The 16,730-nt window shown below is 30.1% G+C and carries 11 protein-coding genes, 1 tRNA gene and 2 rRNA genes; 9 read left to right on the top strand and 5 right to left on the bottom strand.

The window, feature by feature from the left end; genetic code table 4:
- Window positions 1-124: 124 nt before the first annotated feature.
- The 3 genes from QMA87_RS01605 (at window position 125) to QMA87_RS01595 (ending at window position 5,072) form a co-directional block, all read left to right on the top strand.
- A 16S ribosomal RNA gene (locus QMA87_RS01605) occupies window positions 125-1,655 on the top strand.
- Window positions 1,656-1,982: 327 nt separating this feature from the next.
- A 23S ribosomal RNA gene (locus tag QMA87_RS01600) occupies window positions 1,983-4,881 on the top strand.
- The 16S and 23S rRNA genes sit together here with 1 tRNA gene alongside, the layout of an rRNA operon.
- Window positions 4,882-4,997: 116 nt before the next feature.
- A tRNA-Trp gene (locus QMA87_RS01595) sits at window positions 4,998-5,072 on the top strand.
- A 35-nt stretch (window positions 5,073-5,107) separates the two neighbouring features.
- On the opposite strand, the gene QMA87_RS01590 is transcribed toward QMA87_RS01595, so the two are convergent.
- Window positions 5,108-6,760: a GIY-YIG nuclease family protein gene (locus QMA87_RS01590; RefSeq protein WP_283833733.1), complete on the bottom strand. Its 1,653-nt coding sequence runs from the start codon at window positions 6,758-6,760 to the stop codon at window positions 5,108-5,110.
- Window positions 6,761-6,984: 224 nt separating this feature from the next.
- On the opposite strand from QMA87_RS01590, the gene gyrB reads away from it, so the two are divergent.
- Window positions 6,985-8,916, top strand: a complete 1,932-nt coding sequence (gene gyrB, locus QMA87_RS01585; RefSeq protein WP_283823730.1) for a DNA topoisomerase (ATP-hydrolyzing) subunit B — start codon at window positions 6,985-6,987, stop codon at window positions 8,914-8,916.
- Window positions 8,917-8,939: 23 nt separating this feature from the next.
- Here gyrB and QMA87_RS01580 read toward each other — a convergent pair whose 3' ends face one another.
- Window positions 8,940-9,827 (bottom strand): hypothetical protein, encoded by an 888-nt coding sequence (locus QMA87_RS01580; protein WP_283833732.1) that lies wholly within the window; start codon window positions 9,825-9,827, stop codon window positions 8,940-8,942.
- Between the two features lie 61 nt (window positions 9,828-9,888).
- Here QMA87_RS01580 and QMA87_RS01575 point away from each other — a divergent pair, with 61 nt between their 5' ends.
- The 5 genes from QMA87_RS01575 (at window position 9,889) to QMA87_RS01555 (ending at window position 15,376) form a co-directional block, all read left to right on the top strand.
- Window positions 9,889-10,707 (top strand): HAD hydrolase family protein, encoded by an 819-nt coding sequence (locus tag QMA87_RS01575; RefSeq protein ID WP_283823732.1) that lies wholly within the window; start codon window positions 9,889-9,891, stop codon window positions 10,705-10,707.
- Window positions 10,708-10,720: 13 nt separating this feature from the next.
- Window positions 10,721-12,052, top strand: coding sequence for an ABC transporter ATP-binding protein (locus QMA87_RS01570; protein ID WP_283823733.1), 1,332 nt, complete (start codon window positions 10,721-10,723; stop codon window positions 12,050-12,052).
- A complete protein-coding gene (locus tag QMA87_RS01565; RefSeq protein WP_283823734.1) occupies window positions 12,036-12,869 on the top strand; it encodes an ABC transporter permease in 834 nt (277 codons plus the stop codon). Before QMA87_RS01570 ends, QMA87_RS01565 begins: the two co-directional genes overlap by 17 nt.
- The gene (locus tag QMA87_RS01560; protein WP_283823735.1) at window positions 12,862-13,671 is read left to right on the top strand and encodes an ABC transporter permease; all 810 of its coding nucleotides are present in this window, start codon (window positions 12,862-12,864) and stop codon (window positions 13,669-13,671) included. The genes QMA87_RS01565 and QMA87_RS01560 overlap by 8 nt, the downstream gene beginning before the upstream one ends.
- 157 nt (window positions 13,672-13,828) lie before the next feature.
- A complete protein-coding gene (locus tag QMA87_RS01555; RefSeq protein ID WP_283833731.1) occupies window positions 13,829-15,376 on the top strand; it encodes a DUF2179 domain-containing protein in 1,548 nt (515 codons plus the stop codon).
- 115 nt (window positions 15,377-15,491) lie between these two features.
- Here the strand turns inward: QMA87_RS01555 and QMA87_RS01550 are convergent, their stop codons facing one another.
- From QMA87_RS01550 to QMA87_RS01540, 3 genes are all read right to left on the bottom strand, one after another.
- The gene (locus QMA87_RS01550) at window positions 15,492-15,593 is read right to left on the bottom strand and encodes an IS3 family transposase (RefSeq protein ID WP_283823737.1); all 102 of its coding nucleotides are present in this window, start codon (window positions 15,591-15,593) and stop codon (window positions 15,492-15,494) included.
- A gap of 102 nt (window positions 15,594-15,695) precedes the next feature.
- On the bottom strand, window positions 15,696-15,902 hold the full coding sequence (locus QMA87_RS01545; protein WP_283823738.1) for a hypothetical protein: 207 nt from the start codon (window positions 15,900-15,902) through the stop codon (window positions 15,696-15,698).
- A complete protein-coding gene (locus QMA87_RS01540; protein WP_283833730.1) occupies window positions 15,874-16,596 on the bottom strand; it encodes a hypothetical protein in 723 nt (240 codons plus the stop codon). Before QMA87_RS01540 ends, QMA87_RS01545 begins: the two co-directional genes overlap by 29 nt.
- Window positions 16,597-16,730: the final 134 nt, after the last annotated feature.

The following is a 16,730-nucleotide window of genomic DNA, read 5'->3' as shown; positions in this document are numbered from 1 at the left end:
ATAAAAAATAAATTTTTGTTTTAAATAAATTATTATATAATATTGAGGCATTAAATTTTAATAAATATTAAAAATTTAATGTAGTAGTTCTTTGAAAACTAGATATGAAATCATAACAGTCAATTTTTTTGAGAGTTTGATCCTGGCTCAGGATGAACGCTGGCTGTGTGCCTAATACATGCATGTCGAGCGGAGTTTTAAAAGCTTGCTTTTAGAGCTTAGCGGCGAATGGGTGAGTAACACGTACTTAACATACCTTTTAGATTGGGATAACAACTGGAAACAGTTGCTAATACCGAATGTTTATTTTTTTCGCATGAAAAAAATATGAAAGGGGCGATTGCCCTACTAAAAGATTGGGGTGCGGAATATTAGTTAGTTGGTGAGGTAATGGCTCACCAAGACGATGATATTTAGCCGGGTTGAGAGACTGACCGGCCACACTGGGACTGAGATACGGCCCAGACTCCTACGGGAGGCAGCAGTAGGGAATTTTCCACAATGAGCGAAAGCTTGATGGAGCGACACAGCGTGCACGATGACGCCCTTCGGGGTGTAAAGTGCTGTTATAAGGGAAGAAAAAACTAATTAGGAAATGAATTAGTCTTGACGGTACCTTGTCAGAAAGTGACGGCTAACTATGTGCCAGCAGCCGCGGTAATACATAGGTCACAAGCGTTATCCGAAATTATTGGGCGTAAAGCGTCTGTAGGTTGTTTATTAAGTCTGACGTTAAATCTTGGGGCTCAACCCCATTCCGCGTTAGATACTGGTAAGCTAGAGTTATATAGAGGTTAGTGGAATTCAATGTGAAGCGGTGGAATGCGTAGATATATTGAAGAACACCAATGGCGAAGGCAGCTAACTGGATATCAACTGACACTGAGAGACGAAAGCGTGGGGAGCAAACAGGATTAGATACCCTGGTAGTCCACGCCGTAAACGATGATCATTAACTGGCGGAGATATTCGCTGGTACAGCTAACGCATTAAATGATCCGCCTGAGTAGTATGCTCGCAAGAGTGAAACTTAAAGGAATTGACGGGGATCCGCACAAGCGGTGGAGCATGTGGTTTAATTTGAAGATACGCGTAGAACCTTACCCACACTTGACATCTTCTGCAATGCTATAGAGATATAGCGGAGGTTAACAGAATGACAGGTGGTGCATGGTTGTCGTCAGCTCGTGTCGTGAGATGTTTGGTTAAGTCCTGCAACGAGCGCAACCCCTATTATTATTTACCATCATTAAGTTGGGGACTATAATGAGACTGCCCGAGTAATCGGGAGGAAGGTGGGGATGACGTCAAATCATCATGCCTCTTACGTGTGGGGCAACACACGTGCTACAATGGACGATACAAAGAGAAGCAACCCGGTAACGGCAAGCAAACCTCAAAAAATCGTTCTCAGTTCGGATTGAGGTCTGCAACTCGACCTCATGAAGTCGGAATCGCTAGTAATCGTAGATCAGCTACGCTACGGTGAATACGTTCTCGGATCTTGTACACACCGCCCGTCACACCATGGGAGCTGGAAATGCCCGAAGCCGGTTTGCTAACTTCGGAGGCAACTGTCTAAGGCAGGTCTGGTGACTGGGGTGAAGTCGTAACAAGGTATCCCTACGAGAACGTGGGGATGGATCACCTCCTTTCTACGGAGAGTACAATCTTTTTACTTGGCAATTTACCAAAATCTTTAATACACTTTAAGTATTAAAGTCTGTTATGTTAATGGTGCCAACATTTATTCATATCTAGTTTTGAGAGTTCTACTCTCTAAAAAAGTAGTTCTTTGAAAACTGAATGCATTAATATGAAAAGACATCAAATTAAAAATTAGTTTTTATAGTTTTATAAAAAATAATTTTACTGAGTTAAATTTAAATAGATGATTATTTAAATGTCTTAAAATACTTAATAAAAACAAAACAACAATAGGAAAATACTATACTTAATCAACTTGAAATAAGTAAGAGTAATATTAAATAAGTAAGAGTTTGTGGTGGATGCCTTGGGTCTAGAAGTCGAAGAAGGACGTGATAACCTGCGATAAGCCTCGTTTAGCTGGAAATATGCTTTGAAACGGGGATTTCCGAATGGGGAAACCTAATTAGATTAATCTCTAATTGACTATTAGTAAATACATAGCTAATAGTACGAAATACCTTGTGAATTGAAACATCTTAGTAGCAAGAGGAAAAGAAAATAAATAATGATTCCATTAGTAGCGGCGAGCGAAAGTGGAAAAGCCCAAACCGTCATTTTGACGGGGTTGTAGGACATTCTAAATAGAGTTACAAAAATTACATATAGCAGAATGCTTTGGAAAAAGCAAGCAAAGAGGGTGATACTCCCGTAAGCGAAATGTGTAATTCTCTTGAATGAATCCTGAGTAGGGCGGGGCACGTGAAACCCTGTCTGAATCTGCCGGGACCACCCGGTAAGGCTAAATACTAACTAGACACCGATAGCGAAATAGTACCGTGAGGGAAAGGTGAAAAGAACCCTGAAAAGGGAGTGAAATAGATTCTGAAACCACTTACTTACAATTAGTCAGAGCCCGTTAATGGGTGATGGCGTACATCTTGCAGTATGGACCGGCGAGTTATGTTAACATGCAAGGCTAAGTAGAAAAAAGCGGAGCCGAAGAGAAATCGAGTCTTAATAGGGCGTTTAGTATGTTGATATATACCCGAAACCAGGTGATCTATTCATGAGCAGGCTGAAGCTGTGGTAAAACATAGTGGAGGGCCGAACCGTAGTACGCTAAAAAGTGCCCGGATGACTTGTGAATAGCGGTGAAATTCCAATCGAACCTGGAGATAGCTGGTTCTCCTCGAAATAGCTTTAGGGCTAGCGTGTGACGTTAAGTATTGGTGGTAAAGCACTGAATGTGGAATGGCGGCGCCTAGCTGTACTGACTACAATCAAACTCTGAATACCAATATGTATTGTCATGCAGTCGGAACATCGGTGATAACGTCGATGCTCGCGAGGGAAACAACCCAGATCGCCGGCTAAGGTCCCAAATTCGTGTTAAGTCAGAAAGGTTGTGGGGTTTCATAAACAACTAGGATGTTGGCTTAGAAGCAGCCATCATTTAAAGAGTGCGTAATAGCTCACTAGTCAAGAGACCCTGCGCCGATAATGTAACGGGAGTAAACACGAAACCGAAGCCGCGGGCAAAATTAAATTGCGTTAGAGGAGCGTTCTAAGGGCGTTGAAGTCAGACCGTAAGGACTGGTGGAGCGCTTAGAAGTGAGAATGCCGGTATGAGTAACGATTGGGAGTGAGAATCTCCCACGCCTATTGGGGAAGGTTTCCTGGGCAAGGTTCGTCCACCCAGGGTTAGTCAGGACCTAAGGCGAGGCCGACAGGCGTAGTCGATGGACAACAGGTTAATATTCCTGTACTTGCTATTATTAGTGATGGAGTGACGGAGAAGGATAGTTTTACCGGTTATTGGATTCCGGGGTAAGTAATTAGTGGTCAGTGTAGGCAAATCCGCACTGTTTAACCGTGAGTTATTATGCATAGGGAAAGCGTAAGTTAGTACCAAATTAAATGATTTCATACTTCCAAGAAAAGCTTCTAAACGTTATAAAATAATGGTGACCTGTACCGAGAACGGACACACGTCCCCAAGATGAGTATTCTAAGGCGAGCGAGAAAACTAGTGTTAAGGAACTCTGCAAATTAACCCCGTAAGTTCGCGAGAAGGGGGGCCTATTTAAAATAGGCCACAGTAAATTGTGAGGGGCAACTGTTTATCAAAAACACAACTCTCTGCTAAAGCGCAAGCTGAAGTATAGGGGGTGAAGCCTGCCCAGTGCCCGAAGGTTAAGCGGACTTGTTAGCAATTGCGAAGCAAGAAAGTGAAGCCCGGGTGAACGGCGGCCGTAACTATAACGGTCCTAAGGTAGCGAAATTCCTTGTCGGCTAAATACTGACCTGCACGAAAGGCGCAATGATCTCTCAACTGTCTCAACACTAGACTCGGTGAAATTATGGTGCCAGTGAAAACGCTGGCTACCCGCATCAAGACGAAAAGACCCCGTGGAGCTTTACTACAACTTCGTATTGAAATTTGGTTTAATATGCGTAGGATAGGTGGGAGACTATGAAGAGTAGACGCCAGTTTACTTGGAGTCATCCTTGAAATACCACCCTTATTAAATTGAATTTCTAACTTGCAACCATTATCTGGTTGGAGGACAGTGCGTGGTGGGTAGTTTGACTGGGGCGGTCGCCTCCTAAAAGGTAACGGAGGCGTTCAAAGTTACACTCAATACGGTCAGAAACCGTATGTAGAGCGCAAAGGTAAAAGTGTGATTGACTGCGAGACCCACAAGTCGAGCAGGTGCGAAAGCAGGACTTAGTGATCCGGCGGTACTTCGTGGAAAGGCCGTCGCTCAACGGATAAAAGCTACCCCGGGGATAACAGGCTTATCTTCCCCAAGAGATCACATCGACGGGAAGGTTTGGCACCTCGATGTCGGCTCATCGCATCCTGGAGGTGAAGTCGCTTCCAAGGGTTGGGCTGTTCGCCCATTAAAGCGGTACGCGAGCTGGGTTCAGAACGTCGTGAGACAGTTCGGTCCCTATCTGATGTGGGCGTTTGGAATATTGATGAGAGCTGCTCTTAGTACGAGAGGACCGGAGTGGACGTACCACTGGTGTGCCAGTTGTTTCGCCAGAAGCACAGCTGGGTAGCTAAGTACGGAAAGGATAACCGCTGAAAGCATCTAAGCGGGAAGCCTCCTCAAAGATGAATATTCCCTTGAGATACCTTGTAGACTACGAGGTTGATAGGATGGAGGTGTAAGTGTAGTAATACATTTAGCTGACCATTACTAATTTATCGATAGATTTAATATATTTAAGTTTTTTGAGATATTTAAATGACCATTTATTAATAATTAATGCATTCAGTTTTTAAAGAATTATTAACACCTATAGGGTGTTTTTATTTTTTTATGATATAATAAATAAATGGAGGTTTAGTATAATGGCTAGTACTGCAGACTCCAAACCTGCTTGTGTGGGTTCGATTCCTACAACCTCTGCCATATAAAAAAGCAATTGCTAAAACAATTGCTTTTTTTTATTTTAAATAATCATATATTTTTTTACCAAATTTATTTCCTACACATTCGCAAAGCTCATTTAAAGAAGCATTTTCAATAGCTTCATAAGTTGAAAAGTTGGAAATTAGCTTATTAACTGTAGCTTCACCTATACCTGGAATATTTAGTAATGTATCAACAAAATAGCTTTTTATTTTTGCTTTATTCATTTTTATTTTTGCTAATTTATCAACTTTATATTGAATATTTTTAATATAATTAAGTAAATTAGAATTTTCTATAAAAATAGGAATATTTTTAAATATTAAATATTTAGCAATGTGGTATTCATTTTTAACAATGCCAATAATATTAATTTCATTATTAATAGTTTCTTTTATAGCTTTAATTTGAGCCTTTGCACCATCAACAAATATTGTATCAATATTTCAATTTGATATTAAATGATGTTTAGCAATTATTTCGCCTAATTCTTTCATTAAATAAAAGTCAGAATTGGATTTGCTACTTAATTTAAAATATCTATTTAAGTTATTTTGAAGTATACCATTAATATAAGTGTTTATAGCACCAATTTTATCTTTTTGAGAAGTATGAGAAATATCTAATATTAAAAAATTATTAATTTTAATCTTAAGAAGTTTATTAAACATTAAAAGAATATTTTTAGCAGTTTTTTGTTGTGAAATAAATGTTTTAATATTATTACTTAAGTTTAATTTACATAAATCAAAAACCATTTTTAATTCACCTCTTTGAGGAAATGTTATTTTATAATTTTCTAAAATTATATCTTTTATATTTGTATCAAGTATAAGCTGTGTATCACTATTATAGTAATTATTAAATATATATTCATTAATTGAGTTTGCAAAATTTAGTTCTGTTTTAGCTATAATAAAATTTGAAGAAAGTTGCATACCACCCCTATAATAAAGTGTTTGAACATATAAAATATCATCATTTTTTTCAAATGCCAATACATCAATATTATTTGTTTTATTTATTTCTATATTTTGAACATCGTTAAATGAATTTAATGTTTCAAGTAATTTATTATCTTCATTAGCTAATTCAAACTCAAGATTATTTGAATATTTTTCAATATTATTTTCTAATTCTGTTTTAAATTTTTTAATATTTTTAAGTTTAAATATAATTTCATTATATTTACTCTCTCAGTATTTTTCATCTACAATTTTAATTTTGATACCATTTTCATATAAATATTTTGAAGATAAATTATCAATTAGCTGTTTTATTCCGCCATGAGGAATAAAGGGTCCAAATGTAAATCCAGTATCTTTTGAATGATATATTCTTTTGAATAATAATGTTTTGCTACTGTAATTAATGTTTAAATATGGATATTTACGATCATCAAGTAATAATATATTGTATCTAGGTCGATGTTTTTTTATTAATTCTTGTTCTAGTTTCAAAGCTTCACGTTCATTTCTAGTATACATAACTGAAAAATAATAAATTTTATTAACCATCGTTTCAGTTTTAAATGAATTAATACGACCTTTAAAATATTGTTTCATTCTATTTTTAAGTTTTATAGCTTTGCCAATATACATAATTTCTTGATTAGCATCAAGTCAAATATAAATACCAGGCGAATTTAAAACACTATCTAATTGTCTTATTTCATTAATTTTTAACATAATTAAAATTATACAATTTTATAAGTAAATTTTAATCTGGCAATTATTAATCATTTTTAAAAATAATATTTATTATATTTACTATTAAATAGTTATTTTATTCTTTAATAAATACAATAACTTTTTATATTCATATAAAATTAAAATATTGCTTATTTATATAGCTAATAAGAGGTTTTTTTAATAATTATTATATAATTATTAATATTTTATAAAGGGGATTTATGTCACAAAATAGTAGTTCATATGATTCAAGCAGTATACAAGTTTTAGAAGGCCTTGAAGCAGTAAGAAAAAGACCGGGAATGTACATCGGAAGTATAGGAAAAAAAGGATTACATCATTTAATTTGAGAAATTGTTGATAATTCAATAGATGAGGCTATGGCTGGGTTTGCTTCAGAAGTTAAAATTATAATTGGAAATGATGGTTCTGTTTCAGTTGAAGATAATGGTAGAGGCATACCTGTTTCTAAACATCCTAAAACAGGATTATCGGCTGTTGAAACTGTTTTAAGTGTTTTACATGCTGGTGGAAAATTTGATTCTACCACTTATAAAGTTTCTGGAGGATTACATGGTGTAGGTGCTTCTGTAGTTAATGCTCTTAGTGAAGAACTTGAAGCATGAGTAAAAAGAGAAGGAAAAATTCATTATGTTAAATTTAATAATGGTGGCAAGAGTTTAAAACCATTAGAAATTATTGGTGTAGTTGATGATAATTCAACCGGAACAATTATTAAATTTAAACCTGATTTTACAATTATGGAAAATAATGATTTTGATTTATCTATTATTCTAGATCACGCAAAACAAATAGCATATTTAAATAAAGGAATTTTAATTTCAGTTACTGATGAAAGAGTTAACTATTTTAAAAGTTTTTGTTTTGAAGGCGGGATTATTGATTATATTAATGAGCTAAATAAAAATAGAAGAGTTTTAAATATCGCCCCCGTTTATGCTGAAGGAGAATATCCTGGTAAAGATGATATTCCAGTAACAGTCGAAGTTGCTTTACAATATGCTGAAAATTTTCAAAGTAATATTATTTCATATGCAAATAATATAATTACTCCTGAAGGCGGGACTCATGAAACAGGATTTTTTGATGGTTTATTAAGAATTTTAAATAACTATATAATTACAAATAATTTAATTAAAACAGAAAAAGAAAAATTAACTAGAGACGATATCAAAGAAGGTTTAACTGCAATTATTTCAATTAAGCATACTGATCCATTATTTGAGGGTCAAACAAAGGGAAAACTTGCAAATAAAGATGCAAGAAAAGCTGTAAATATTGTATTTAGTGAAATATTTGAAAGATATTTAAATGAAAATCCTCAAGAAGCAAAAGAAATTTGCGCAAAAGCACTCTTATCTAAAAAAGGTAGAGAAGCAGCAATGGCTGCTCGTGAAGCCACTAGAAAAAAATCACCATTTGATATTGGGGCATTACCAGGAAAATTAGCTGATTGTTCTTCGAAAAATGCCGAGATAACTGAATTATATATTGTTGAAGGTAATTCGGCTGGCGGTAGTGCAAAGATGGGTAGAGATAGAGAAATTCAGGCCATTTTGCCTTTAAGAGGTAAAGTAATTAATTCTGAAAAGAATCAATTGCATAAAGTTTTAGCAAATGAAGAAATCAGAACTTTAATTACAGCAATTGGAACAGGTATTGGTGAAGAATTCAATATTAATAAAATAAGATACCAAAAAATAATAATAATGACAGATGCAGATGTTGATGGCGCTCATATCAGAACATTACTTTTAACATTTATTTATAGATATTTTAGACCATTAATTGAATATGGTTTTGTGTATATAGCACAACCCCCTTTATATAAAATATCTAAAGGAAGACAAATTTGATATGCATATTCAGATACTCAAAAAGAACAAATTATTAATCAACATCTTAAAGAACAAAAATATGTAATACAGCGTTATAAAGGTCTTGGAGAAATGGATCCTGAACAACTATGAGAGACAACAATGGACCCACAAACAAGAAGAATGTTACAAGTTCAAATAAATGACATTAGTGAATCAAATAATATATTCTCAACATTAATGGGCGCAGATGTTCTTCCTCGTCGTGAATTTATTGAAGAAAATGCGAAATATGTTAAAAATATAGATGTTTAAAAAGTAAGACATACTCTTGTGTCTTACTTTTTAATATTTTCATATATTTTTTTAATTAATTCTTCTCTAGAAAGATTAGCAAAATCATAAATATTTAATTTTTCTGCCATAGAAGCTAATTGTTCATCTGTTAATGTTTCTAATTTGTTTAAAATAGGATCAACTTTTTTAACTTCTTCAGCTTTATGATTTTGTGAGCTATTTTGTGTAGAATCTTTTGATTCATCAGAAACATCATTTTTTGTATTCTCATCAATATTAATATTAAACATATTAAAAATTTTTTTAATATTTTCATCCTTCATTAGTTGTTGCATTTGTTCGATATTTCTAACACTAATAAATGAACGTTTAATAATTGTTATGTTTCTTATTACAAAACCCCATAAAAAAGGTGTTGTTAAATATACAATATATGTTGGTGTTTGAATAATCAATAAAATTGAAGAATTATTAGAAGAACTATTAGAAATCAATATAACACTTGAAAAAATAATTTGATAAATAGAAAAAAAAGTCATTATTAAAGTAAATAAATTTACCCCACCAGAAATTTTTTCATATGTTTTATTTTTTTCTCCACTAATAAATGATAAAACAAATAATACTGCAGTTCATATTGATATTATTGATAATAATAAGGGTTGAACTAATAATTTAGCTAAAATCAATTCATTAGTTGGTATAGATCCTTGCTTAGCATTATTGTTAATAATTTCTTCAGCATTTTTTTGAATAGTGTTTATTATTAAATCTTTAAAAATGATATTAATTAGCAATTGAATTAAAAATAAGAAAGAAAGAAATATAATTGAGGAAATAGCCGCATACATTCACTTCCTAAAACTTATATGATTTTCATTTCATAATTGTTGCACATTTTTAATATTTTTTAAATTTATATTTTTCATTTAAAATTCCTTTCAATTAATAAAAATTATATTAAAAAAAAGATACTATATAATATTTTTTATGATTAAAAAAATTATATTTATTGATTTAGATGGTACTGCTCTTGATAAAAAAATCGAAAAAGGCATATTTAATAATTTTAATGCAATGTCCATCAAGAATATATCATCAATAAAAAATCTTCCGGATAATTATGAAGTAATTATTAGCACAGGAAGAGCAAATAATAAAAAGCTTAAAAGAATTGTAAAATCTATAGGTTCAAAAAATTATATTTTTTGAAACGGCGCAGGAATAGTGATTGATGATATATTAGTTAAAAATTTAGTCATTGAAAAGTCAAAAGCTAAACAAATTATTGATTATGCAAAAGAACATGATCTTAATATCATTATAAATTCTGATATGGATAAAATTTATGTTAAGAGTTCTTGATTTAGATTTTTAATAAAATTTTTTACTTATAAAAAAACATATAGCTACAAAAGTATGGCTATCAATTCTGATATTAATAAGATTATGTTCTTTTCAATAAATAAGAACAAAATTAAAAAAGCAGTTGAATATATAAATAATAATTTTAAAGATATTATAGCTTTAAATACACATAAAAATTATATGGAAGTTACGCATATAGATGCACAAAAAGGTTATGCTGAATTATATATGTGTGAGCAACTTGGAGTAAATCCTTCTCATTCATTTCATATTGGAGATTCAATGAATGATAGTACAACAAAGAATAAAATTGGTAAATTAATAGTTATGTATAATGCAAGTAAAAGTGTAAAAGCATTAGCTGATGTTGTTGCTCCTTATTCTTTTAAATCTGGAGGATTATCTAAAGTTATTGAAGATATAAAACATAATAAAATATAAATAGTAGGTAAATATGAAAAAAAATAAAAGCATCATTGAATTAGTTGATGTTGTTAAAGAATTTGAAAATAAAAAAGTATTAAAAAGTATTAATTTAGATATTAAAAAGGGTGATTTTGTAACCTTACTTGGACCTAGTGGTTCTGGTAAAACTACAATTTTAAGATTAATTGCTGGGTTTGAATGAGCAACAAGAGGAGAAATTTTATTTAATAATAAAGATATTAAAGATCTAGAACCTCACAAAAGAGATCTTTCGACAATTTTTCAAGATTATGCATTATTTCCACATTTAAATGTTGAATCAAATATTATGTATGGATTACACTTAAAAAGAATATTTAAAGAAAATATTTCGCAAAATGTGAAAGATAAGCTTGAATACAATAAAAAACAGTGAACCAAAAAAGCAACTTTAAAGATGAAGGAATTGGATTTACTTATTGAAAAGTTAGAAACGGCACAAAGTTTTGTTGAAGAAGGAAGTCCTAAGTATCATCGTCTTCAAAATAAGCTTGATGATATTGATTTTAAATATTCTTATTGAGAAACTTATGTTGATCTTAAAACAAAGAATTTTGAAAATATTCATTTAAAAAGAAAATTAACTAAAGAAGAGATTAAAGAAAAAATTACTAAAATGATTAATCTCGTAGGTTTACAAGGAAACGAAAAAGCCTTTATTAGTGAGTTATCAGGTGGAATGAGGCAACGTGTAGCTTTAGCTAGAAGTTTAGTTATTGAACCAAGTATTTTACTACTTGACGAGCCGCTTAGTGCTCTTGATGCAAAAATTCGTGTTAAAATGCAAGTTTTACTTAAAAATATTCAAAAAGAACTAAAATTAACTTTTATTTTCATTACTCATGATCAGGATGAAGCATTAGAATTATCTGATAAAGTAGCAATTATTCGTGATGGCAGAATTGAACAATATGATTCACCAAAAAATATTTATGATTATCCAATCAATAAATGAGTAGCAGAATTTATTGGCGACTCAAATATTATGAATGGTAGATTTTTAGGTAATAAACTTGTAGAAATTAATAAACATCAATTTAAAACAATTCATAATGAATTTAAAGAAAATGAAGAAGTTGATGTATTAATTAGACCTGAAGATATTGATATCCATGAACATAAGGGCAAATTAAAAGGAAAAGTTATTAAAAATATTTATAGAGGAAGTTACTACTTTACAACAGTAGAAATTTCTAAAGATTTTATTATGTATGTTGAAACTACTAAGCATTACGAAGTTGGAACAATAATTTTCTTAGATTGAACATTAGACTCAATTCACTTAATGAAAAAAGAGAAAAAAGATGAAAGAGAAAATTAAATCAATTTTTCAGTTCAATTTAAGAGCATCACTTTTAATTCCTTATTTAATTATTGCCATATTATTTATAGTATTGCCAATTATTTTAATTATTGTTGAAGCATTTAGTAATAATAGTGCAAATTCTTCATCATTAACAATTGTTACTGAATGGAAAACATGAGTAATTATTCAAAGATCAATTATTTTAGGAATATCAACATGTATTATTTCATTAATTATTGCTTTTCCATTTGCTTATATTATTGCGACATCAAAAAATAAAATTTTTACCACTTTGACAATGTGTTTAATAATTAGCCCTTTATTAATTTTTACAATTGCCAAAATTTTTGCTATTAGAGGTCTTTTTTTAACATTTTTATATAATGATAGTAATACAAATGCGATGTGATTTATGATAGTCGGGCTTGTTTATCTTAACTTGCCATTTATGATTATGCCGCTTTATGTTGTATTGAAAGATATGCCAAGAAATATTGTTGAAGCATCTCAAGATTTAGGTTACTCAAAATTTAGAACAATGTTTAATGTTGTTATACCTTACTGTTTTAAAGCAATAATTTCAGGGATAACCTTAGTATTTATTTCTTCAGCAACTTCAATTGTAATTTCAGATAAATTAGTGTCAAATCCTAATGCTCTTAAAACAGTTGGAAATTTAATTAATCAATATGCTAATCCAGGAATAAAACTTGATTTATCAATTGCCTCTACCTTAGTTATTTTAATTACTTTAGTTATTTTTGGTATTTCTATTATTTTATATTTAATTCCTAAGTTAATAAGCAAATTTAGAGGGAGAAGATATGAGTAAAATTAATAAAGCGTTTCGTAATTCTTTTATTATATTAATTTTAGTTTTAACATATATTCCGTTAATATTTGCATTAATCTTCTCATTTAATAAACCGACAGATAAAGGATATGTTCCAACATCATGAAATGGATTTACTATTTCAAATTGAACAACATTTTTTAATGAATCAAGAGACATAGCTTTAATTAACTCGGTAATTATTGCTATTAGTGTTATTTTAATAGTTATTCCACTTTCACTAATAACAGTTTTCGCTTTATGAAGACAAAAAAACAAACTTCCAGAAACAGTTGTAAAAACAACATATAATATTCCTTTAATTAATCCTGAAGTTATAACCGCCATATCATTAATTATCACTTTTAGTGCAATGGGAATTACTTTAAGTTATAAATCAGAAGGAATGTTAAGAGCAATTTTTGGACATGTGATTATTTCGCTTCCTTACTGTATTTCTATCATGTATCCAGCTTCTGAAAAATTTAATAAAAATCAATTTGAAGCATCTCAAGATTTAGGTTATTCAAAAATAAGATCATGATTCAAATTATATTTAACACATATGATTCCATCAATTATCTTTTCTTCAACAATTTCAATTTTCTTTTCATTTGATGATTTTATTGTTACAAGATTATTATCTAATACTTCTACATTAGGAACAAAGTTATATGAAGGTGTTTTTAGAACTTGAGGTTTAGTAGTTGGAGCTACTTTAATGATTATTACTTTAATTGGTTCTGTAATATTTACAATAGTTAAAACTAAAAAGACTCAAAAAATTAAAAAATCTGTTTAGAGTTTAAAGTTAATGTCATTTTAAAAAGCATTTAAATAGAGAAAAATTCTTTATTTAAATGCTTTTTCTTAATCTTTTTTATCAATAATAATACATTTAATAGGTATATAATAATATTGCATAGAGAATTTGTATTTATTGGCAGAGAGAGGTTAATATGGAAGAAATAAATGAAAAAAAAGTAGAAAAAAGTTTTCAAAAAGAAAAAAATGATAATTTTTTAATCAATGAAATTAAAACACAAAAAGAGAATATTTCTTCTGCTGAAAAAAAATCCCCCCTTTCAAGAAAAAATATTAAATATCGCGAAAAATATGAGCACATTAAAAAAATTACTGATTTAATGATTGAAAAATATAAATTATTGAGAAATAAAGAAAACAAAAATTTAATAGAAATTTATTATTGCATAAAATACAATAGACTTAAAAAAGCACAAGATAAATATAAAAAATTATCACAACCACCAAAACACCGTAAAGCTATTCTTCGTTTAAATACAAAATATAAAAGAAATTATATTTCTAACTTTGCATTAAAATTATCTTTTTTGTACAAACCTAGAAAATTATGATTTATATTATTTATTTCAACAATTTTAGGAATTATTTATGGCACTACTAGAGTATTTTTAGTTGGTAGCACAGGAATTTATGATTTTGGTATTGCAGCAATTGGACAAGGAATTGCCAAGCTAACAATGGCATTATTATGAAATAGCAATATTAACATTACGCCAGACCAATTGCGAATTTTATATGAAATATTATTTTGATCGTTATATATTATTATTTCAATTCCATTATTTATATTAAGTTATAAAAAATTAGGTAAAGAATTTACATTTATTTCGGTTGTTTTTTTAGTAATTGGCACATTAGTTGCTAATAGTATTGGTATTTTTTTAAATAAATACGGGCTATCTAATTGATTACCATTTGGAGAAATTTCAAAAGTAGGAAATTCTTCTCTTTCAACTCCTTCAAAGGTTTTAAGTATTTTACCAATCACTTGATCTGATGGCGGGGAAACAATTTTAATGGTTGTTTATGCTATTTTATATGGATTAGTATTAGCAATTTCATTTGCTATTATTGGAATTTTAGGTGGTACTGCTGGAGTTAGCGGTATTATTGGTGAAATTTATTCAAGAGCTAAACACAAATCATTTGCACAAATAGCAGGTTATATGAATTTTGCTATTATGATTGTTTCAATATTTATTGGTTCATATCTTGCTGGTAATATTTTATTATCTAAAGTAAATTCAATGGGGTTGAATGAAACTTTATTATATGAAAGCGGATTGCTTAAATATACATCAATTCCACTTTGAACTAGAGCAGACATGTATTTCTCACCCAATTTTTTTGCCACATTTGTTTCAAATTTTGTATTTACTGTTTTTTTGAACAAGCTATATCCACGTTATAAATTTGTGCGTGTTGAAATTATTTCAAAGGAAATTGAACAAATTAAAAAAGCTATTTTAGAAGACGAGCGCTCATTTAACCAAATGGTATTTTATGATGTAAAAGCTGGATATTCGCAACAAGATTATAAAATGACTATATCAATTACACTATTTACGCATGTTCCTAGAATGATTAAACGAATTCATAAACTTGATCCTAACGCCTTTATAAATGTTCAACATATAAGAAATGTTCAAGGTTTTGTTTATGTTCCAGAAGGAAAATTTTAAGATAAAAACTAGCTAATTTAACTAGTTTTATATTGCAAGTCCAAAGAATAAAAAAAGTAACTATAGATAAACATGGACAAAAAAATGTCACCATTAAATTTACTTTATACCACGGCTACTTGTTGTGGTGTTTTCATCCTAAATTACTTTGAATTCTTTCATTGTTGTATCAATTTACGAAATTTCTTATAACTTTTTTAAGTTCTTTTAATCTCATTTTGCTTATATTGATTCTGTTTAAATATTCTGACTTTAAAATTGAGAATCAATATTCAATTTTGCTATTATCAAGTGAATTGCCAATTCTTGAAAGCGATACTTAACCATTATTATTTCTTATTTTATCAATATATACTTTGTTAGTATATTGAAATCCATGATCAGAATGAATAATGAATTTTTTACCATTTGTTATTTTAAATAAGTCATTAACATTATCTAAAACAAGATTTAAGTCGTTACTAGTTGAAATTTTTCAACTAACAATTTGTTTAGTTTTATGACTTATAATTGCAGAAAAAAACATAATTTTGTTTAGAATCAATTGTACCATCAATATAAGTAACATCAGTTGCATAGATATTTCAATTTTGTTTATCATTGTAATCTCTATTTACAATGTTCTCAATTTTAACAGCTGTATCTTTCTTTTTGCGTTCTTCACGTTTTCTTCTAATCTCGCATTTTAGACCTAAACGGTTCATATCACGACTTAAAGTACGTGAATTTATATAAATATTGTACTTTTTAGCAATAAATTGACTTAAACACACTCTTCCATAAACTTTTCTAAATGAAACAAAAGCATCTATGACTATATCATCATAATTTTTAGTTTTTACAACATTTGCTGACTTTTTTCATCTAAATAGCGTTCTTTTAAAAACATTAAACAGCTTTGCTAATTCATTTGTTGATAACTTTCTTTTATAATCTCTTACTATCAATTTCATTTGTTCCTTAGTAAGAGCAATATTATTTTCAAGGATTGAAAGCAATTTATCAACTTTAGTAGGATTCATTTCTTTCAATGTACTTTTATTTCTCAATTTCTTCTTACCAGGAGCGCCGCTACCAGGTTTTCTATTTATGCCCCGCTTACCTTCAACTAATAAATCTTGCATTCCTTTATTATAATATCAAACAATCTTTCTAATCCTTCTGGTCAAGCTACGCTTATCGACAAAAGCTAACTTGGGAGAAATGTTAATGGCTACCATTTTAGCTCTTGCTGTCCCTAATTGCTCATGCTCTTTAAAAATTATTTCTTTTCTTTTTTAGTAAAGTGTCTAGACATTTTTTTCCTATAATATACAGGTAACATAAAAAGACACTCTATAAAAGAGTGCCATTT

It is taken from the genome of Mycoplasma phocimorsus (assembly GCF_030077875.1).
In the GTDB taxonomy this organism is placed as follows: domain Bacteria; phylum Bacillota_I; class Bacilli_A; order Mycoplasmatales; family Metamycoplasmataceae; genus Mycoplasma_H; species Mycoplasma_H phocimorsus.
Note: the sequence above shows the minus strand (reverse complement) of the source record. Positions and strands in the feature narration are given on the sequence as shown.